This is a genomic window from Pseudomonas sp. PvP025, from assembly GCF_017832155.1.
Classification (GTDB): Bacteria; Pseudomonadota; Gammaproteobacteria; order Pseudomonadales; family Pseudomonadaceae; genus Aquipseudomonas.
On the sequence record NZ_JAFIBJ010000001.1, the window covers coordinates 3,979,464 to 4,000,144 of the forward strand.

Sequence of the window (20,681 nt, forward strand, 5' to 3'; positions counted from 1 at the left end):
ATGGATAGCCAAACCCTGATGCTGTTCGGCGGAATCGGCGCGATCCTGGTGCTGGCCTCGCTGATCGGCCTGATCCTCAAGCTGCGCACCCGTGGCACCCCGAATGCGGTAGTGGAAAACCTCAACGCGCGCATCAACGCGTGGTGGGTGATGGTGGTGGTGATCGGCATCGCCTTCTGGCTCGGCACCGCTGCCGTGATCCTGCTGTTCTACGCGGTGTCGTTCTACGCCCTGCGCGAATTTCTCACCCTCACCCCAACCCGGCGTAGCGACTACCCGGCGCTGGTGGCCGCGTTCTACCTGGCACTGCCGCTGCAATACGTACTGATCTACGCCGACTGGTACGGGCTGTTCTCGATCTTCATCCCGGTCTACGTGTTCCTGCTGCTGCCGATCCTCGCCTCCCTGGGCGGCGACAGCACCCACTTCCTGGAACGCGCATCCAAGGTGCAATGGGGACTGATGATCGCGGTGTTCTGCGTATCCTTCGTGCCCGCCCTGCTCACGTTGGATATTCCCGGCTACGAAGGCCGCAACCTGCTGTTGATCGCCTACCTGGTGATCGTGGTGCAACTGTCGGATGTGCTCCAGTACGTCTGTGGGAAATTGTTCGGCAAACACAAGATCGCGCCGAACCTCTCACCCTCGAAAACCATGGAAGGCTTTGTTGGCGGGATCCTGCTGTCCTCGCTGATCGGCGCAGCACTGTGGTGGACCACGCCGTTCAACCCGTGGCAGTCGTTCCTGATTGCGCTGCTGATCAACCTGCTGGGCTTCGCTGGCGGGATAGTGATGTCGGCGATCAAGCGCGACCGGGGTGTAAAGGATTGGGGGCACATGATCGAAGGCCACGGCGGGATGCTGGATCGGCTGGATTCGGTGTGCTTTGCGGCGCCGATTTTCTTTCATTTGGTGCGCTACTGGTGGACCTGACCTCACCGTCTCCAACTCAAACGAAGATCAAAAAATGTGGGAGCGGGCTTGCTCGCGAAGGTGGTGTATCAGTCGAAGGGTTATCCGACTGACCCACCGCCTTCGCGAGCAAGCCCGCTCCCACATTGGGTTGTGTGGTGCTTTCACCGTTTAAGCAAAGTGTGAAACCTGCGTTCCGGCCTATCTCATCCCTTTTTTATCCCGAATCCAGGCATCAGCTTCGAAGATGCACAGGTCTACGGCCTCCAGGCACGCGGCTTATTACTCCACCGTCACCGACTTGGCCAGGTTACGCGGCTGGTCAACGTCGGTGCCTTTAAGCACGGCCACGTAGTACGACAGCAACTGCAGCGGGATGGTGTAGAGGATCGGCGACAGGGTGTCGTGGATGTGCGGCATGTTGATGACGTGGGTGCCTTCGCCATTGGTCATGCCGGCTTTTTCGTCGGCGAACACGATCAGTTGGCCGCCACGGGCACGTACTTCCTGCAGGTTGGATTTGAGCTTTTCCAGCAGTTCGTTGTTCGGCGCGACGGTGACCACCGGCATGTCGTCATCCACCAGGGCCAGCGGGCCGTGCTTCAGCTCGCCGGCTGGGTAGGCTTCGGCGTGGATGTAGGAGATTTCCTTGAGCTTGAGGGAGCCTTCCATCGCCACCGGGTATTGCGCGCCACGGCCGAGGAACAGGGTGTGGTTTTTGTCGGCAAACAGCTCGGCGACTTTTTCCACGGTGCTGTCCATCGCGAGGGCTTCGCCCAGGCGGGTTGGCAGGCGGCGCAGTTCTTCTACCAGCGTGGCTTCGACGCCTTCGGCAAGGGTGCCGCGCACCTGACCCAGGGACAGGGTCAGCAGCAGCAGGCCGACCAGCTGCGTGGTGAACGCCTTGGTGGAGGCTACGCCGATTTCGCGACCGGCCTGGGTCAGCAGGGTGAGGTCGGATTCACGCACCAGGGAGCTGATGCTGACGTTGCAGATCGCCAGGCTGGCAAGGAAGCCCAGCTCTTTGGCGTTGCGCAGGGCGGCCAGGGTGTCGGCAGTTTCGCCGGACTGGGAGATGGTCACGAACAGGGTGTCGGGCTGCACCACCACCTTGCGGTAGCGGAACTCGCTGGCGACTTCGACCTGGCACGGGATGCCGGCCAGCTCTTCCAGCCAGTAACGCGCAACCATGCCGGCGTGGTAGCTGGTACCGCAGGCGACGATCTGCACGTTGCGCACCTTGGCGAACAGCTCGGCGGCTTGCGGGCCGAAGGCGTTGACCAGCACCTGGTTCTGGCTGAGGCGACCTTCGAGGGTGCGTTGCACCACGGAAGGCTGCTCGTGGATTTCCTTGAGCATGAAGTGGCGGAATTCGCCCTTGTCGGCGGCTTCGGCGCCGTCGCGGTATTGCACGGCTTCGCGCTCGACAGAGTTGCCGTCCACGTCCCAGATCGCCACGCTTTCACGACGGATGTCGGCGATATCGCCTTCTTCCAGGTACATGAAGCGGTCGGTAACCTGACGCAGGGCCAGTTGGTCGGAGGCGAGGAAGTTCTCGCCCAGACCCAGGCCGATCACCAGCGGGCTGCCGCTGCGGGCGGCGACCACGCGGTCGGGTTGGCTGGCGCTGATCACCGCCAGACCGTAGGCGCCATGAAGTTCCTTGACCGTGGCCTTGAGGGCGGTGGTCAGGTCGCTGTGGTCCTTGAGCTTATGGTTGAGCAGGTGGGCGATGACTTCGGTGTCGGTGTCCGAGGTGAACGCGTAGCCCAGGCCCTTGAGCTGTTCGCGCAGTGCTTCGTGGTTCTCGATGATGCCGTTGTGCACCACAGCGAGGTCGCCGGAGAAATGCGGGTGGGCGTTGCGCTCGCACGGCGCGCCGTGAGTGGCCCAGCGAGTGTGGGCGATGCCCAGACGGCCGACCAGCGGCTCACCGGCCAGGGCCTGGTCCAATTCGCTGACCTTGCCGGGCCGGCGCATGCGCTCCAGCTTGCCGCCGTTGGTGAAAACCGCCACACCGGCGCTGTCATAGCCGCGGTATTCGAGGCGCTTGAGGCCTTCGATGAGGATGGCGGTAACGTTACGTTCGGCGACGGCGCCTACAATTCCACACATGGTATGTCTCCTAGATGATTGCCGCGCATATCAGCGTGATGCCGCGGGCTTGTATCTGGTCGCGGGCCTCAAGCGGCAGGCGATCATCGGTGATCAGGGTATGGACGCTGCTCCAGGGCAGCTCCAGGTTGGGAATCTTGCGGCCGATCTTGTCGGACTCGACCATTACCACCACTTCCCGGGCGACCTCGGCCATTACCCGGCTCAGGCCCAGCAGCTCGTTGAAGGTGGTGGTGCCGCGCTCCAGATCAATGCCGTCGGCACCGATGAACAACTGGTCAAAGTCATAGGAGCGCAACACGTGCTCGGCGACCTGCCCCTGGAACGAGTCCGAGTGCGGGTCCCAGGTGCCGCCGGTCATCAACAACACCGGCTCATGTTCCAGTTCGCTCAAGGCGCGGGCGACATGCAGGGAGTTGGTCATCACCACCAGACCCGGCTGGTGACCCAACTCGGGAATCATCGCGGCAGTGGTGCTGCCGCTGTCGATGATGATGCGGGCGTGTTCGCGTAAACGCATTACGGCGGCACGCGCGATAGCGCGTTTATGGGCCGAGATGGGTTGGGCTGCATCGCCGACCAGTTCCTGGGGCATGGTGATTGCGCCACCGTAACGGCGCAGCAGCAGGCCGTTACTTTCGAGGGCGGCGAGGTCCTTGCGGATGGTGACTTCCGAGGTTTCGAAACGCTTGGCCAACTCGTCCACGCTGACTTCGCCCTGCTCATTGAGCAGGGTGAGGATGTTGTGGCGACGTTGAGGGGTATTTCGTTTCGACATGATGATGATAAGTTTCGTTTCGAAAGATAACGAAGGCAATCAAAACCTATTGGTGAAAGTTCGTCAAGTGCATTTTTGAATGCGACGACAAGACGATTGTGGGAGAGGGCTTGCTCCCGATAGCGCTGTTTCAGTCGATGCATCAGTGACTGAATGACTGCTATCGGGAGCAAGCCCCCTCCCACATTGGGTTTCATGTTGCTGCTGACACTGTGGATAACTCAGGTCTTGGGGAGTTTGACCGGGCGTTTCCAGCCATCGATGTTGCGTTGGCGGGCGCGGGCTACGGCCAGTTGCGACTTGTCCACATTCTGGTTGATAGTTGAGCCCGCCGCCGTGTTGGAACCGTCGTCAATGGTGACGGGTGCGACCAGCGAGTTATTGGAGCCGATGAATACGTCCTCACCAATCGTCGTCTGGTATTTGTTGGCGCCATCGTAATTGCAGGTGATGGCGCCAGCACCAATGTTGCTGCGAGCACCGATCACAGCGTCCCCCAGGTAGGCCAGGTGGCCAGCCTTGGCATCGTCGCCCATCACGGCGTTTTTCAGCTCGACGAAGTTACCCACATGCGCCCTGGCGCCCAGCACACTGCCCGGACGTAACCGCGCAAACGGGCCTGCATCGCTGCCCTCGCCCATCACGGCGCCTTCGATATGGCTGTTGGCCTTGACCACCACGCCCTTGCGCAGGGTGCTGTCCTTGATCACGCAATTGGGCCCAATTACCACGTCGTCTTCGATGACCACACGGCCTTCGAGGATCACGTTGATGTCGATCAGCACGTCGCGGCCGACGGTGACTTCACCGCGTACATCGAAACGGGCCGGGTCGCGCAGGGTGACGCCTTGAGCCATGAGGCGGCGGCCTTCGCGCAACTGATAGTGACGCTCCAGCTCTGCCAATTGCTTGCGATCGTTGGCGCCCTGCACTTCCATCGGGTCATGGGGCTGCTCGGTGGCAACTACCAGGTTGTCGCTCACCGCCATCTCGATGACGTCGGTGAGGTAGTACTCGCCCTGGGCGTTGTTGTTGGACAGGCGGCTCATCCAGTCCGCCAGGCGATTGGCCGGCACGGCCATGATCCCGGTGTTGCCTTCGGTGATGGCGCGCTGGGCTTCGCTGGCGTCCTTGTGTTCAACGATGGCGGCGACCTTGCCGTCAGCGTTGCGCACGATGCGTCCGTAGCCGGTGGGGTCGTCCAGCTCAACGGTAAGCAGGCCCATCTGGCCAGGCACTACGTGCTTGAGCAGGCGTTGCAGGGTTTCGACTTCGATCAGCGGCACATCGCCGTAGAGGATCAGCACAGTGTCGGCGGTGATGAACGGCACTGCCTGGGCAGTGGCGTGGCCGGTGCCGAGTTGTTTGTCTTGCAACACGAAATTGAGGTCATCCGCCGCCAGGCGCTCGCGCACAGCATCGGCACCGTGGCCGATCACTACATGGATGCGTTGCGGGTCCAACTGCCGGGCACTGTGGATAACATGGCCGAGCATGGAGTTGCCCGCGACCGGATGCAGCACCTTGGGCAGGGCCGAACGCATGCGTGTGCCCTGGCCTGCGGCGAGAATGACGATTTCAAGAGACATGAATGGCTACCAATCCTGGGCGGTCCGGGTTCAGACCAGAGAAGTGTTTTGCAAAAAAAGAAAAAGGGTAGCCGAGGCTACCCTTTTTAATCAATCGCGCATAAGCATTACGGCGTGGCCGCTTACTTCCTGCGGATCTGCTGGAGCGTCCGCAGCTGGGCTGCGGCTTCGGCCAGACGGACTGCAGCAGCGCTGTAGTCGAAGTCTGCGCCTTTTTCGTTCAGCGCCTTCTCGGCAGCCTTGACGGCTTCCTGAGCGGAGGCTTCATCCAGGTCGCCAGCACGTTGCACAGTGTCGGCAAGTACTTTGACCATGTTCGGCTGAACCTCGAGGAAACCACCCGAGATGTAAAACACCTCACGTTCCCCGCCTTGCTTGGTCAGTGTGATCGGACCTGGCTTCAAGCTGGTGATCAACGGCGCGTGGCCCATGGCAATACCCAGGTCACCGAGTTCGCCGTGTGCAATCACCATTTCTACCAGACCGGAGAAGATTTCCCCTTCCGCGCTGACGATATCGCAATGGACTGTCATAGCCATCTGATTGCCTCAACCTGATGAGCGCCCGTCGCCGGGCGCCAGGATTACAGTTTCTTGGCTTTCTCGATCGCTTCTTCGATGCCGCCGACCATGTAGAACGCTTGTTCTGGCAGGTGGTCGTAGTCACCGTTGAGGATGCCTTTGAAGCCAGCAATGGTGTCTTTCAGGGAAACGTATTTACCCGAGGCACCGGTGAAGACTTCAGCCACGAAGAACGGCTGCGACAAGAAACGCTGGATCTTACGAGCACGGTTTACCAACTGCTTGTCGGTTTCCGACAGCTCGTCCATACCCAGGATCGCAATGATGTCCTTCAGTTCCTTGTAACGCTGCAGCACGTACTGAACGCCGCGAGCGGTGTCGTAGTGCTCCTGGCCGATCACGTTCGGATCCAGCTGGCGCGAAGTCGAGTCGAGTGGATCGACCGCCGGGTAGATACCCAGGGAAGCGATGTCACGGGACAGAACGACGGTGGCGTCCAAGTGGGCGAAGGTGGTGGCAGGCGACGGGTCGGTCAAGTCATCCGCAGGTACGTATACCGCCTGGATCGAGGTGATCGAACCTTCCTTGGTCGAAGTGATACGTTCCTGCAGAACGCCCATCTCTTCAGCCAGGGTCGGCTGGTAACCTACTGCCGAAGGCATACGGCCCAGCAGTGCGGACACTTCGGTACCGGCCAGGGTGTAACGGTAGATGTTGTCGACGAACAGCAGAACGTCGTTACCTTCGTCACGGAACTTCTCGGCCATGGTCAGGCCAGTCAGGGCTACGCGCAGACGGTTACCCGGCGGCTCGTTCATCTGACCGTAAACCAGTGCCACTTTGTCCAGAACGTTGGAGTCCTTCATCTCGTGGTAGAAGTCGTTACCCTCACGGGTACGCTCACCCACACCGGCGAACACGGAATAACCGCTGTGCTCGATGGCGATGTTACGGATCAGTTCCATCATGTTGACGGTCTTGCCTACACCGGCACCACCGAACAGACCGACTTTACCGCCCTTGGCGAACGGGCAAACCAGGTCGATAACCTTGATGCCGGTTTCCAGCAGGTCGTTGCCGCCCGCTTGCTCGGCGAACGAAGGTGCTGGACGGTGAATGCCCCAGCGCTCTTCGGTGTCGATCGGACCAGCTTCGTCGATTGGGTTACCCAATACGTCCATGATCCGGCCCAGGGTCGCTTTACCGACCGGTACGGAGATGGCTGCGCCAGAGTCGATAACGTCCAGACCGCGCTTCAAGCCTTCGGTGGAACCCATCGCAATGGTACGAACCACGCCGTCGCCCAGCTGCTGCTGAACTTCCAGGGTGGTTTCCGCGCCTTGTACTTTCAGCGCGTTGTAGATGCTCGGTACGCTGTCGCGTGGGAATTCCACGTCGATAACGGCGCCGATGATTTGAACGATACGTCCGCTACTCATAGCTGGATCCTCTGAATATTTGAACCGTTAAACCGCGGCAGCGCCGCCGACGATTTCCGAGATCTCTTGGGTGATCGCAGCCTGACGCGCCTTGTTGTAGATCAGCTGCAAATCGCTGATCAGATCACCGGCGTTATCGGTAGCGTTTTTCATCGCGATCATCCGCGCCGCTTGTTCAGCTGCGTTGTTCTCGACCACCGCCTGGTACACCTGCGACTCCACGTAGCGCACCATCAAGCCGTCAAGCAGCTCTTTGGCGTCCGGTTCGTAGAGGTAGTCCCAGTGGTGCTTGAGTTCCTGATCCGGAGTCGCCACCAGTGGAATCAATTGCTCCACGGTCGGCTGCTGGGTCATGGTGTTGATGAACTTGTTGGATACCACGGAGAGGCGGTCAATCCGGCCTTCCAGGTATGCATCGAGCATCACCTTCACACTGCCGATCAAATCGTTGATCGACGGCTCTTCACCCAGGTGGCTGATAGCTGCAACGACGTTACCGCCGAAGTTGCGGAAAAAGGCCGCACCCTTGCTACCCACCACACACAGATCGATCTCGACGCCGTTTTCGCGGTTTACCGCCATGTCCTTGACCAGGGCCTTGAACAGGTTGGTATTCAGACCACCGCACAAACCACGGTCACTGCTCACTACCACATAACCCACACGCTTTACGGCGCGGTCGATCATGAACGGGTGGCGGTATTCCGGGTTGGCGTTGGCCAGATGCCCAATTACCTGGCGGATACGCTCCGCATAAGGACGGCTGGCAGCCATGCGCATTTGTGCCTTGCGCATTTTGCTCACCGCCACTTTTTCCATGGCGCTGGTAATCTTTTGCGTGCTTTTGATGCTCGCAATCTTACTGCGAATCTCTTTTGCGCCTGCCATGTAACACCTATCAGGTTAGCAAGCGGGAGCCTCGCGGCTCCCGCTGCGGCTTACCAGGTTTGGGTGGCCTTGAACTTCTCGATACCGGCTTTCATGCCAGCGTCGATATCGTCATTGAAGTCACCCTTCACGTTGATCTTCGCCATCAATTCGGCGTGATCGCGGTTGAAGTAAGCAATCAGCGCTTGTTCAAAGCTGCCGACCTTGGCGATTTCAACGTCGGTCAGGAACCCACGCTCAGCGGCATACAGCGACAACGCCATGTCAGCGATCGACATAGGGGCGTATTGCTTCTGCTTCATCAGCTCGGTAACGCGCTGACCATGCTCAAGTTGCTTACGGGTCGCTTCGTCCAGGTCAGACGCGAACTGGGCGAATGCCGCCAGTTCACGGTACTGAGCCAGAGCGGTACGGATACCACCGGAGAGCTTCTTGATGATCTTGGTCTGAGCGGCACCACCCACACGGGATACCGAAACACCGGCGTTCACAGCAGGACGGATCCCGGAGTTGAACATGGCCGATTCCAGGAAGATCTGACCGTCGGTGATGGAAATCACGTTGGTCGGAACGAACGCGGAAACGTCGCCAGCCTGGGTTTCGATGATCGGCAGTGCGGTCAGGGAACCGGTTTTGCCGGTCACTGCGCCGTTGGTGAACTTCTCTACGTACTCTTCGGAAACGCGGGATGCGCGCTCCAGCAGACGGGAGTGGAGATAGAACACGTCGCCTGGGTAAGCTTCACGGCCGGGTGGACGGCGCAGCAGCAGGGAAATCTGGCGGTACGCCACTGCTTGCTTGGACAGATCGTCATAAACGATCAGTGCGTCTTCACCGCGGTCGCGGAAGAATTCACCCATGGTGCAACCGGAGTACGGTGCCAGGAATTGCAGCGCAGGAGATTCCGAAGCACTGGCAGCCACGATGATCGTGTTGGCCAGGGCGCCGTTTTCTTCCAGCTTGCGAACCACGTTGGCGATGGTCGATTGCTTCTGACCGATGGCTACGTAGACGCAGAAAATGCCGCTGTTCTTCTGGTTGATGATCGCGTCGATCGCCAGAGCGGTTTTACCGATCTGACGGTCACCGATGATCAGCTCACGCTGGCCACGGCCGACCGGGATCATGGCATCGACAGCCTTGTAACCAGTCTGTACAGGCTGGTCTACCGACTTACGCCAGATCACGCCTGGAGCAACTTTCTCGACCGCGTCGGTCAAGGTGTTGCCCAGTGGACCTTTGCCGTCAACAGGGTTACCCAGTGCGTCGACTACGCGGCCCAGCAGTTCCTTACCAACCGGAACTTCGAGGATGCGGCCTGTGCACTTGGCGCTCATGCCTTCGGCCAGACTGGTGTACGCGCCCAATACAACGGCACCTACGGAGTCTTGCTCCAGGTTGAGGGCCATACCGTAGACGCCGCCCGGAAACTCGATCATCTCGCCGTACATGACGTCGGCCAGACCGTGAATCCGCACGATGCCGTCAGATACGCTGACGACAGTGCCTTCGTTACGGGCTTGGGAGGTCACATCGAGCTTGTCGATGCGGCCCTTGATAATTTCACTTATTTCGGAAGGATTGAGTTGCTGCATTGCTCTGCTGCCCCTTCAAACTCAAGATTTCAATGCTTCGGCAAGGCTCGCGAGTTTGCCGCGAACCGAGCCATCGATAACCAGGTCGCCGGCGCGAATGACAATGCCCCCAATGAGGGACCTGTCTTCCGCAACTTGCAGGCGCACTTCCCGGTCGAGTCGTGCACTGAGAACCTTGGCGAGTTTGTCTTGCTGTTCTTGGTTCAATGCGAAAGCACTGGTGACTTCAACGTCTACCGACTTCTCTTGTTCGGCCTTGTACAGGTCGAACAGAGCGGCAATCTCCGGCAGAAGCGGGAGACGGTCGTTTTCGGCAACGACGTTGATGAAGTTCTGCACTTTCACATCAAACTTGTCGCCGCACACTTCAATAAAAGTGGCGGCCTTGTCTGCGCTCGTCAGGCGCGGGGCCTTGAGCACGCGCTGCATGGTGTCATCTTGCGACACTGCTGCAGCCAGGCCGAGCATGGCTGACCAAGAGGCCAGTTGCTGGTGGGCCTGGGCGTGCTCGAAGGCTGCCTTAGCGTAAGGTCGAGCCAACGTGGTCAGTTCTGCCATGATCGCCCTCGCTTAAATTTCAGCAGCCAGTTTGTTAACCAGCTCCGCGTGCGCGTTTTGATCGATTGTGGCACCGAGGATCTTCTCCGCACCGCCGACCGCCAGAGCACCCAGTTGGGCACGCAGCGCGTCTTTGACGCCGTTCAGTTCCTGTTCGATCTCGGCATGAGCCGAAGCCTTCACACGGTCAGCTTCGACGCGGGCTTTTTCAACAGCCTCTTCGACGATCTGGTTACCGCGCTTCTTGGCTTGCTCAATGATTTCAGCTGCCTGTGCTTTAGCTTCGCGCAGTTGATGACCCACTTTCTCTTGGGCCAACTCCAGGTCGCGAGCTGCACGGCTGGCAGCGTCCAAACCATCCGCGATCTTCTTCTGACGTTCGTGCAAAGCCGCGATGACCGGAGGCCACACGAACTTCATGCAAAACACTACAAAAATGAAGAACGCAACGGATTGGCCAATCAGGGTTGCATTAATGTTCACGCCAACACCTCGCTCATTCGTTGTCCATCACTCCAATCACTCGAAAAGTCGAGTGATCAGCCAGCGAGTTGACCAACGAAGGGGTTCGCGAAGGTGAAGAACAGAGCGATACCAACGCCGATCATGGTCACGGCGTCGAGCAGGCCTGCGACGATGAACATTTTAACTTGCAGCATTGGGACCATTTCTGGCTGACGCGCTGCGCCTTCCAGGAATTTGCCGCCCAGCAGGCCGAAACCAATGGCAGTACCCAGGGCGCCCAGGCCGATCAACAGTGCAACAGCGATAGCGGTTAGACCAACTACAGTTTCCATCTTTCCTCCCGACTTTTACGTCGTATGGTTTAGGTTTTTTAGATTTTAAAGCGGTAAAACAAATCGTTTCATAGCCCCTGGGGGCCACCTTCCCGTTTAACCGGGAAGGACATCAGACTGGCCGAGGCTGGTCTTAATGGTTCTCTTCGTGCGCCATCGACAGATAGACGATGGTCAGCATCATGAAGATAAACGCCTGCAGGGTAATGATCAGGATGTGGAACACAGCCCACGCCCACTGCAGAACAACGCCCAGGCCGCTAAGCCAGAGCAGACCACTGCCGAACATCACAGCGATCAGAATGAACACCAGCTCGCCGGCATACATGTTGCCGAACAGTCGCAGCGCCAGGGAAATCGGCTTGGCGATCAGGGTGACGAATTCCAGCAGGAAGTTCACCGGGATCAGCAGGGCTTGAACGAAGATGTTCTTGCTGCCGAACGGGTGCAGGGTCAGCTCGCCGATGAAGCCGCCGATGCCCTTGACCTTGATGCTGTAGAAAATGATCAACGCGAACACCGACAGGGCCATGCCCAGGGTAGCGTTCGGGTCTGTGGTGGAAACGGCGCGGAATGGAATGTGCGCATCACCGGTGATCAGGATGGCCAACTGAGGAATCCAGTCGACCGGGATCAGGTCGATGGCGTTCATCAGGAACACCCACACGAAGATGGTCAGCGCCAACGGTGCAATCACCGGGCTACGGCCATGGAAGCTGTCTTTCACGCTGCCATCGACGAACTGGACCAATACTTCAACGAAGTTCTGCAAGGCACCTGGCTGACCGGAAGTCGCCTTTTTTGCCGCCATGCGGAAAATCAGGACAAAGATCAGACCCAGTGCGACCGACCAGCCGAGCGTATCGACGTGGAAAGCCCAGAAACCCATCTCTTTGGCTTCTGCTGCGGTGTGGGCGAAGCCCCAGCCGCCGTTGGGAAGCTGACCGAAGGTCAGGTTCTGCAAGTGGTGCTGGATATAGCCCGAAGCGGTTGTTTCTGCCATGGTTGCCTCAAACGCCCTAAGGTTTCGAAAGTCTTGTTTTCATTAGCAGGGGAGCGAACCAGCTGACCAGTTGGGTCAACACGAAGACGCCGAATACAGCCAGCGGCGCCAATGGCTTCACACCTGCAAAGGTCAGTGCGAACAGCACTGCCGTCAAAATCAGTTTGCCCGCCTCGCCGGCATAAAAGGACCGGACGATAGCCTGGGCTGCTCGGGCGCCGGAAAACCGAAAGGCCCTGTGAGCAAAATACATATTGGGCAGCAAGGCTATCAGGCCTCCGCAAAGTCCTGAATACCCGGCTACGACTCCATGCCCATACCAAAGCGCCAATGCGGCGATCAGCAGGATGACAAATTGAGCCAATAAAACCGGAAAAACGGCCAAGCGATGGAACGGCAACGTGTTTGGCGTGCGGGTTTCCATCACTCTTGCTCCTCAATGGTCGGCTGCCGCAAATCAATAACTTGGCATAATTTGTGCCGACAAAATGCGCGCAGAGTATAGGGGCGGTTCTGCCCCTATTCAACTGCCGGGTAGTGATTTCCGATCACACGCTACATGAGTAAATGTTTCAGCGAATGTGGGCAAGGACGCCTTGAAGCTCATCGAGCGAGTTATATCCTATAACCAATTGCCCTTTGCCCTTCTTGCCATGTCGGATCTGTACCGCAGAGCCCAGGCGCTCGGCCAGGCGCTGCTCGAGCCGCGCGATATCCGGGTCGGCCTTCGGCGTCTCGACCGGTGCCGGTTTGCCGCTGAGCCATTGGCGAACCAGGGCTTCGGTCTGACGCACCGTCAGGCCTCGTGCGACAACGTGTCGCGCCCCTTCAACCTGTTGATTTTCCGGCAAACCGAGCAAGGCACGGGCATGACCCATTTCCAGGTCGCCGTGAGACAGCATGGTCTTGATCACTTCCGGCAGCGCAATCAGGCGCAACAGGTTGGACACGGTCACGCGGGATTTACCCACTGCCTCGGCCACTTGCTGCTGGGTCAGCTGGAACTCCTGCTGCAAACGCTGCAAGGCGATCGCTTCTTCGATCGGATTGAGGTCTTCACGCTGGATGTTCTCGATCAATGCCATGGCGATGGCGGTTTCATCCGGCACATCGCGCACCATCGCCGGGATGGTGTCCTTGCCGGCCTGCTGGCTGGCACGCCAGCGACGTTCGCCGGCGATGATTTCAAAGCGGCCGCCGCCAATCGGGCGCACCACGATCGGCTGCATCACACCCTGGGCCTTGATCGAGTTCGCCAGTTCTTCCAGCGCCTGCGGGTCCATGTCGCGCCGTGGCTGATATTTGCCGCGCTGGATCAGGTCCAGGGGCAGGTGCTGCAGCTCACGCTCGTCGGCCTGCACCGCTTGTTCTTCAAGCGATGTGACGGTCGGACCACTCAGGAGTGCATCCAGTCCACGTCCGAGACCTCGTTTCTTGACGGCCATGGGGATTCCTTAAGTTGGCTGGGCAACAGCGGTGCGTGGGTTGCGGCGTTGACGGCGGACCATCTCGCCGGCCAGGGCCAGATAGGCAATGGCACCGCGCGATGATTTGTCATACGCCAGCGCCGGCATGCCGTAGCTAGGGGCTTCGGCCAAGCGGATGTTACGCGGGATCACCGTGTCGTACAGCTGCTCGCCAAAGTGTTCCTTGAGCTGGGCCGACACATCGTTCATCAGGCTCAGGCGCGGGTCGAACATGGTGCGCAGCAGCCCTTCGATCTGCAGGTTTGGATTGAGCAACTCGGCGATACGCTTGATGTTATCCACAAGGTCGCTCAATCCTTCCAGCGCGTAGTACTCGCACTGCATGGGGATAATCACCCCGTCAGCCGCCACCAGCGCGTTGAGCGTGAGCATCGACAGCGACGGTGGGCAGTCGATCAGAATGTAATCGTAGTTCTCGCGAATCGGCGCCAAGGCGCTGCGCAGACGGCTTTCTTTCATCTGCATTTCCAGCAGCACCACTTCCGCTGCGGTCAAATCGCGGTTGGCCGGCAGCAGTTGATAACCGCCGTGCTCGGAATAGTGCATGGCCTGGGTCAAGTCACACTCGCCAATCAGCAAGTCGTAGACCGAGTTTTCCAGGCCGTGTTTATCCACACCGCTACCCATGGTGGCGTTGCCCTGTGGATCGAGATCGATCAACAGCACGCGGCGCTTGGTCGCGACCAGCGATGCTGCGAGGTTGATGCAGGTGGTGGTCTTACCCACGCCACCTTTCTGGTTCGCTATCGCGAATACCTTAGCCATTCTTGCTTGTGTTCCCAATCATGCCGTGCGGCGCAGTATCAGCAGATGGCGTTGGCCTTGGCAACCGGGTACGGCCAGGGCGTGTTCGCTATCGAGGTGGAAGTCCGCCGGCAATGCTAACAGCTCATCGCTTGGATGGACGCCCTTCATTGCCAGCCAGCGCGTATCGAGGTCGCCCAAATGGCGGGTCCAGTTGCTGAAGTTCTCCATGCTGCTGAATGCCCGGGAAACAATTCCGTTGAATGGCTGTTCAGGCGTGAAGGCTTCGACGCGGCTGTGGATAACCTGCAGGTTATCCAGCTTGAGTTCGAGTTTGACCTGGGTGAGGAAGCGGGTCTTCTTGCCGTTGCTGTCCAGGCAGGTGACCTGCGACTCGGGAAACAGGATGGCCAGCGGAATGCCTGGCATACCGCCGCCACTGCCTACATCGAGCCAGCGCCCATTCTTGATGAATGGCATCACACTCAGACTGTCGAGCAAATGACGCGAGACCATTTCGTCAGGATCACGTACTGCCGTGAGGTTGTACGCCTTGTTCCATTTGATCAACAGGGCCAGGTAGCCCAGCAGCAAGTCGTGCTGGGCCGGGGTCAGGTCAACGCCCAACTGGCGAGCACCTGTGGATAACTCTTCGGCGTGTTGCGAGGTGACCAACGAACTCAAGCGCTTTGCTCCAACTGACGGCCCGCGCCGCGTTTTTTCAAATGAATCATCAACAGCGAAATGGCTGCCGGGGTGACACCGGGAATGCGTGACGCCTGGCCGAGTGTTTCCGGCCGAGTTATCCCCAGTTTGCCTTGAATTTCCTTGGACAGCCCGGAAATCCCGGTGTAGTCGATATCCACAGGCAGTCTGGTGTTCTCACTGGCGCGCAGACGAGCGATCTCGTCCTGCTGACGATCGATGTAACCGGCGTACTTGGTCTTGATCTCGACCTGCTCGGCAACCTGCGGATCTTCTGCGCCCTGGCCGGTCACTTCGACCAGGCCGGCGTAGTCGATTTCCGGACGTGACAGCAGGTTGAGCAAGTTGTATTCGTGGGTCAAAGGCGTGCCGAATTTTTCGGCGATCGCATCGCCCTGCTCGGTACCCGGGCGAACCCAGGTGCTTTTCAGCCGTTGTTCTTCGAGCGCGATGCTTTCGCGTTTCTTGCAGAACGCGGCCCAACGCGCATCATCGACCAGGCCCAGCTCGCGGCCTTTCTCGGTCAGGCGCAGATCTGCGTTGTCTTCACGCAGGATCAGGCGGTATTCGGCCCGAGAAGTAAACATCCGGTACGGTTCCTGGGTGCCCAGGGTAATCAGGTCGTCAACCAGCACGCCGATATACGCCTCATCGCGACGCGGGCACCAGCTGTCTTTGCCCTGTGCACGCAACGCAGCGTTGGTCCCTGCCAGCAAACCCTGGGCGCCGGCTTCTTCGTAACCGGTGGTGCCGTTGATTTGCCCGGCGAAAAACAGCCCGCCGATCACTTTGGTTTCCAGGCTGTATTTCAAATCGCGCGGGTCGAAGTAGTCGTACTCGATGGCGTAGCCGGGGCGCACGATGTGCGCGTTCTCCATGCCGCGAATCGACTGCACGATCTGGATTTGCACATCGAACGGCAGGGAAGTGGAAATCCCGTTGGGGTACAGCTCGTGTGTGGTCAAGCCTTCGGGCTCGATGAAGACCTGGTGGCTTTCCTTGTCGGCAAAGCGGTGGATCTTGTCTTCGATCGACGGGCAATACCGCGGACCGATGCCTTCGATCACACCGGAGTACATCGGCGAGCGATCAAGGTTGGCTGCGATGATTTCGTGGGTGCGCGCATTGGTGTGAGTGATCCAGCAGCTCACCTGCTTGGGGTGCTGCTCCTTGGAGCCCATGAACGACATCACCGGAATCGGTGTATCGCCAGCCTGTTCGGTCATCACCGAGAAATCCACGGAGCGCCCGTCGATACGCGGCGGGGTTCCGGTTTTAAGGCGACCGACCCGCAGCGGCAATTCACGCAGGCGTTTTGCCAGGGCAATCGAGGGAGGATCACCCGCGCGTCCACCGGAATAGTTCTGCATACCGATGTGGATAAGTCCGCCGAGGAACGTCCCGGTGGTCAGCACCACGGACTCTGCGAAGAAACGCAGGCCCATTTGGGTGACAACCCCTTTCACCACGTCCTGCTCGACGATCAGGTCATCGGCGGCCTGTTGAAATATCCACAGGTTCGGCTGGTTTTCCAGGGTTTCACGTACTGCCGCTTTGTACAGGATGCGGTCAGCTTGTGCCCGGGTGGCACGCACGGCCGGGCCCTTGCGGCTGTTGAGCACGCGAAATTGAATACCACCCTTGTCGGTAGCCATGGCCATGACGCCACCCAGGGCATCGATTTCCTTGACCAGATGGCTTTTGCCAATCCCGCCAATGGCGGGGTTGCAACTCATGGCGCCGAGGGTTTCCACGTTGTGCGTGAGCAGCAGGGTTTTAACACCCATGCGTGCTGACGCCAGTGCTGCCTCGGTACCGGCATGACCGCCGCCGATGACGATCACTTCAAAACGGGAAGGGAAATCCACCACGCACCTCGTGCCTGCTTATGTAGGTAATCAGGAATTGTTGGTTGAAAGAGTTTTTGAGCTTGGCGGCAAGTATAGGGACTTAGCCTTCCCTAAAGAACCCTTTGCACAAAATTTAACCAGCTGTGGATGAATCACGGACAATAGAAATTAAAAGAGAGAAATTTATTAAATCTTTGTTTTTATGTTTATTTCTACTGAGCATGTTTTCTGTGGATAGATCTCTACAGCCCTTTATTCACGTTGTGTATAGCGATTCAAAAGTCTGTGGTCAGGTGCCAATGAGGCCCTTGGATAACTGCGCTAAGCCTGTGGATTAAACAGCTGGTTATCCACAGCCGCCCTTATACGCAGTTTTTGAGCCCTGTTATCAACTGGGCACAGGTAGGGTTATTCACAGGGCTTAATCCACAGAAAAGCAGTGCAAAGCGCAAATAGCGCCCACGAAAATGCCGTGCCTATCGATAGAAATTCAGGTTTTGAGATGGAGTGCTCTGAAACGAGCGCAGCAGACAGGCACGAATGGCCTGTCTGGAGTCGGCGTAAGGTTTATTTACCGATGCAGAAGCTGGAGAAAATCCGTCCGAGTAAGTCATCGGAGCTGAACGCGCCGGTGATCTCACCCAACAGCTGCTGCGCTTGACGCAAATCCTCCGCCAACAGCTCACCGGCGCCCGCCAGGGTCAGCTGTGCCCGGCCGTGCTCCAACGCCGCGCTGGCATGGCGCAGCGCCTCCAGGTGCCTGCGGCGAGCGCTGAAGCTGCTTTCCGAGGTCTGTTCGTAGCCCATGCAGGCTTTGAGGTGGTCACGTAGCAGTTCCAGACCCTCACCCGCTGATTTCGCACTCAGGCTGATCGTGACGTGGCCATCCTCGCTGGTCTCCATTGCGATGGCTTCGCCCGTGAGGTCTGCCTTGTTCCGGATCAAGGTGACCTTGGCTGGGTCCGGCCGTTGTTCGAGGAACTCGGGCCACAAGGCAAAAGGATCCACAGCTTCCGGCGCCGTGGCGTCCACGACCAACAGCACACGGTCCGCTTCGCCGATTGCCTTGAGCGCTCGTTCCACGCCAATTTTTTCCACCTGGTCGTCGGTGTCGCGCAGCCCGGCGGTGTCAACCACGTGTAATGGCATGCCATCGATGTGGATATGTTCGCGCAGAATATCCCGCGTAGTGCCGGCAATCTCGGTAACGATGGCAGCTTCACGCCCTGCAAGTGCATTGAGCAGGCTCGACTTGCCGGCATTCGGACGCCCGGCAATTACCACCGTCATGCCATCGCGCAGCAAGGCGCCCTGCCCCGCTTCGCACAGTACTGTGGATAACTCGTCACGAACCTTATCGAGCATCGCAAGAACATGGCCGTCGGCAAGGAAGTCGATTTCTTCTTCCGGGAAATCAATTGCTGCTTCAACGTAGATACGCAGGCTGATCAGTTGCTCAGTCAAGTTATGCACGCGCAGCGAGAAAGCCCCCTGCAACGAGCGCAGGGCGTTGCGGGCAGCTTGTGCGGAACTGGCCTCGATCAGGTCGGCAATCGCTTCAGCCTGGGCCAAGTCTAGTTTGTCGTTGAGAAAGGCACGTTCGCTGAACTCGCCCGGGCGAGCCAGACGACAACCCAGCTGCAGGCAACGTTGCAACAGCATATCCAGTACCACCGGACCGCCGTGTCCCTGCAGCTCCAGGACATCTTCACCGGTGAATGAGTTGGGCCCCGGGAAATAGAGGGCAAGGCCTTCATCCAGCACGCTGTTGTCGGCGTCGAGGAAGGGACCGTAATGGGCATAGCGTGGCTTCAGCTCGCGGCCGCTGATTGCCTGTGCCGCCCTGCCGGCGAGCGGCCCGGAAATTCGAACGATACCGACACCGCCGCGACCTTGAGCGGTCGCAACGGCAGCGATGGTTTCACGAGGTGCGCTCATCAGCAGGTTCCAGAACAAAAATGACGGAAAGCAAAACGCCCCACTAGGGGGCGTCTTGAGTGGTTACCCACAGAGTAAATTACGCTTCGGCTTTTTTGGTAGCCGCTTCGATTTTACGCGTGATGTACCACTGTTGAGAGATCGACAACACGTTGTTGACCACCCAGTACAGCACCAGACCAGCTGGGAACCAGAGGAAGAAGAAGGTGAAGATGATAGGCATCATTTTCATTACCTTCGCCTGCATCGGGTCCGGCGGAGTCGGGTTCAAGCGCTGCTGGATAAACATGGTCGCGCCCATGATGATCGGCAGGATAAAGAACGGGTCCTTGATCGACAGGTCAGTTATCCACAGCATGAACGGCGCCTGGCGCATTTCGACGCTTTCCAGGAGTACCCAATACAGCGACAGGAATACAGGCATCTGCACCAGAATCGGCAAGCATCCACCCAGCGGGTTGATCTTCTCTTTCTTGTACAGCTCCATCATGGCCTGCGACATTTTCTGCCGGTCATCACCATGTTGCTCTTTCAGAGCAGCCAGCTTCGGCGCCACGGCACGCATGCGCGCCATCGACTTGTAGCTGGCGGCCGACAGAGGGAAGAAAATCCCTTTGATCAGCATGGTCAGGAAGATGATCGAGAAGCCCCAGTTACCCACAATGCTGTGGATATGTTGCAGCAGCCAGAAGATTGGCTGAGCAATGAACCACAGAATGCCGTAGTCCACGGTCAGTTCCAGACCTGGGGACAACTCTTTGAGCACTGCCTGGCTTTTCGGACCGGCGTACAGGGTAGCGCTGGTTTCAGCCTTGGCACCTGGCGCTACGGTCAACGCCGGGCCGGTAAAACCAATGATGTAATTACCCTGGCTGTCCTTACGCGTCTGAACCAGATTGGCTTCAGCCTTGTTCGGAATCCAGGCGGTCACGAAGTAGTGTTGCAGCCAGGCTACCCAGCCACCCTGAACATTTTCTTTCAGTGCGCCCTTGTCGATATCTTTCATCGACACTTTTTTGTACGGCTCGCCACTTGTCCACAGGGCTGCGCCCAGGTAAGTCGCGGTGCCGGTGGCGGTGCTGGAAGAAGGATCGGAGCTGCCATCACGCTTGAGCTGGGCAAACAGGTTGCCGGTCCACGGTTTGGCACTTTCGTTGTCGATCAGGTAAGTGACCTTCAAGTCGTACAGGCCGCGGGTAAAGCTGAAGCGCTTGATGTAGTTGACGCCATCGAGGCTGAATTTCAGGTCGACATTCAACTGATTCTGGCCATCGGCCAGTTGATAACTCTTCTGTTCGGTCGAATAAACCGGACGACCGGTAGCACGTGCATCCGGACCATTGGTGCCGGTCAGGCCGCTTTGTGCCAGATACGTGCGCTCACCACCGTTATCGAACAGTTGGAACGGCACATCCGGATGGTCCTGGCGACGTGGATACAGCGGCAGTTTCAACTGCGCGATATCACCACCTTGTGGATCGATAGCCAGGTCGAGCACATCCGTTTTCACGTGGATGAGGTCTTTGTTGGTGACCACTGGCGTTTCAAGAGGTGCGGCAGTCTCGCCATTCGCGCTGGGAACATCGGCACTCGCGGACGCATTGTTACCCAGCGGGGTGTCCGGAATAGCCGGCGCAGCCTGATTGGTAGCAACATTCTGAGTCGGCAGGGCAGCCTGGCCATAGTCCTGGTTCCACTTAAGGACCATGACGTAGGACACGATTGCCAGGGCGACGATCAGGATCGTGCGTTTAATATCCAT

The 20,681-nt window shown here is 58.5% G+C and carries 19 protein-coding genes; 1 reads left to right on the forward strand and 18 read right to left on the reverse strand.

Annotation, left to right across the window (positions count from 1 at the left end; all coding sequences use genetic code 11):
- Positions 1-933: a phosphatidate cytidylyltransferase gene (locus JOE32_RS17285; RefSeq protein ID WP_209986659.1), complete on the forward strand. Its 933-nt coding sequence runs from the start codon at positions 1-3 to the stop codon at positions 931-933.
- A 261-nt stretch (positions 934-1,194) separates the two neighbouring features.
- Here the strand turns inward: JOE32_RS17285 and glmS are convergent, their stop codons facing one another.
- The 18 genes from glmS to yidC form a co-directional block, all read right to left on the reverse strand.
- The gene (gene glmS, locus JOE32_RS17290; RefSeq protein ID WP_209986661.1) at positions 1,195-3,027 is read right to left on the reverse strand and encodes a glutamine--fructose-6-phosphate transaminase (isomerizing); all 1,833 of its coding nucleotides are present in this window, start codon (positions 3,025-3,027) and stop codon (positions 1,195-1,197) included.
- Between the two features lie 10 nt (positions 3,028-3,037).
- Positions 3,038-3,808: a DeoR family transcriptional regulator gene (locus tag JOE32_RS17295; RefSeq protein WP_209990589.1), complete on the reverse strand. Its 771-nt coding sequence runs from the start codon at positions 3,806-3,808 to the stop codon at positions 3,038-3,040.
- A 218-nt stretch (positions 3,809-4,026) separates the two neighbouring features.
- Complete coding sequence (gene glmU, locus JOE32_RS17300; protein WP_209986663.1) at positions 4,027-5,394, reverse strand: bifunctional UDP-N-acetylglucosamine diphosphorylase/glucosamine-1-phosphate N-acetyltransferase GlmU; 1,368 nt, start codon at positions 5,392-5,394, stop codon at positions 4,027-4,029.
- 122 nt (positions 5,395-5,516) lie between these two features.
- Complete coding sequence (locus JOE32_RS17305) at positions 5,517-5,933, reverse strand: F0F1 ATP synthase subunit epsilon (protein ID WP_003233562.1); 417 nt, start codon at positions 5,931-5,933, stop codon at positions 5,517-5,519.
- 44 nt (positions 5,934-5,977) lie between these two features.
- Positions 5,978-7,354: a F0F1 ATP synthase subunit beta gene (atpD, locus tag JOE32_RS17310; protein ID WP_003233564.1), complete on the reverse strand. Its 1,377-nt coding sequence runs from the start codon at positions 7,352-7,354 to the stop codon at positions 5,978-5,980.
- A 27-nt stretch (positions 7,355-7,381) separates the two neighbouring features.
- Complete coding sequence (gene atpG, locus JOE32_RS17315) at positions 7,382-8,242, reverse strand: F0F1 ATP synthase subunit gamma (RefSeq protein WP_003233565.1); 861 nt, start codon at positions 8,240-8,242, stop codon at positions 7,382-7,384.
- A 50-nt stretch (positions 8,243-8,292) separates the two neighbouring features.
- On the reverse strand, positions 8,293-9,837 hold the full coding sequence (gene atpA / locus JOE32_RS17320) for a F0F1 ATP synthase subunit alpha (RefSeq protein ID WP_003233567.1): 1,545 nt from the start codon (positions 9,835-9,837) through the stop codon (positions 8,293-8,295).
- Between the two features lie 21 nt (positions 9,838-9,858).
- Positions 9,859-10,395, reverse strand: coding sequence for a F0F1 ATP synthase subunit delta (locus JOE32_RS17325; RefSeq protein ID WP_003233569.1), 537 nt, complete (start codon positions 10,393-10,395; stop codon positions 9,859-9,861).
- A 12-nt stretch (positions 10,396-10,407) separates the two neighbouring features.
- Complete coding sequence (locus JOE32_RS17330) at positions 10,408-10,878, reverse strand: F0F1 ATP synthase subunit B (RefSeq protein ID WP_003177066.1); 471 nt, start codon at positions 10,876-10,878, stop codon at positions 10,408-10,410.
- Positions 10,879-10,934: 56 nt separating this feature from the next.
- The gene (gene atpE, locus JOE32_RS17335) at positions 10,935-11,192 is read right to left on the reverse strand and encodes a F0F1 ATP synthase subunit C (protein ID WP_002555987.1); all 258 of its coding nucleotides are present in this window, start codon (positions 11,190-11,192) and stop codon (positions 10,935-10,937) included.
- A 133-nt stretch (positions 11,193-11,325) separates the two neighbouring features.
- Complete coding sequence (atpB, locus tag JOE32_RS17340; RefSeq protein WP_057006244.1) at positions 11,326-12,195, reverse strand: F0F1 ATP synthase subunit A; 870 nt, start codon at positions 12,193-12,195, stop codon at positions 11,326-11,328.
- Positions 12,196-12,211: 16 nt separating this feature from the next.
- Positions 12,212-12,619 carry a F0F1 ATP synthase subunit I gene (locus JOE32_RS17345; RefSeq protein ID WP_003177069.1) on the reverse strand — a complete coding sequence of 136 codons (408 nt, stop codon included), beginning with the start codon at positions 12,617-12,619 and terminating at the stop codon, positions 12,212-12,214.
- A 148-nt stretch (positions 12,620-12,767) separates the two neighbouring features.
- On the reverse strand, positions 12,768-13,640 hold the full coding sequence (locus JOE32_RS17350) for a ParB/RepB/Spo0J family partition protein (RefSeq protein ID WP_057006243.1): 873 nt from the start codon (positions 13,638-13,640) through the stop codon (positions 12,768-12,770).
- 9 nt (positions 13,641-13,649) lie between these two features.
- Positions 13,650-14,447, reverse strand: coding sequence for a ParA family protein (locus tag JOE32_RS17355; RefSeq protein WP_209986665.1), 798 nt, complete (start codon positions 14,445-14,447; stop codon positions 13,650-13,652).
- Between the two features lie 18 nt (positions 14,448-14,465).
- Positions 14,466-15,110, reverse strand: a complete 645-nt coding sequence (gene rsmG, locus JOE32_RS17360) for a 16S rRNA (guanine(527)-N(7))-methyltransferase RsmG (protein WP_209986667.1) — start codon at positions 15,108-15,110, stop codon at positions 14,466-14,468.
- Positions 15,107-16,999, reverse strand: a complete 1,893-nt coding sequence (mnmG, locus tag JOE32_RS17365; RefSeq protein ID WP_209986669.1) for a tRNA uridine-5-carboxymethylaminomethyl(34) synthesis enzyme MnmG — start codon at positions 16,997-16,999, stop codon at positions 15,107-15,109. The genes rsmG and mnmG overlap by 4 nt, the downstream gene beginning before the upstream one ends.
- A gap of 549 nt (positions 17,000-17,548) precedes the next feature.
- Positions 17,549-18,919, reverse strand: coding sequence for a tRNA uridine-5-carboxymethylaminomethyl(34) synthesis GTPase MnmE (gene mnmE, locus JOE32_RS17370; protein ID WP_209986671.1), 1,371 nt, complete (start codon positions 18,917-18,919; stop codon positions 17,549-17,551).
- 79 nt (positions 18,920-18,998) lie between these two features.
- Complete coding sequence (yidC, locus tag JOE32_RS17375; RefSeq protein ID WP_209986673.1) at positions 18,999-20,681, reverse strand: membrane protein insertase YidC; 1,683 nt, start codon at positions 20,679-20,681, stop codon at positions 18,999-19,001.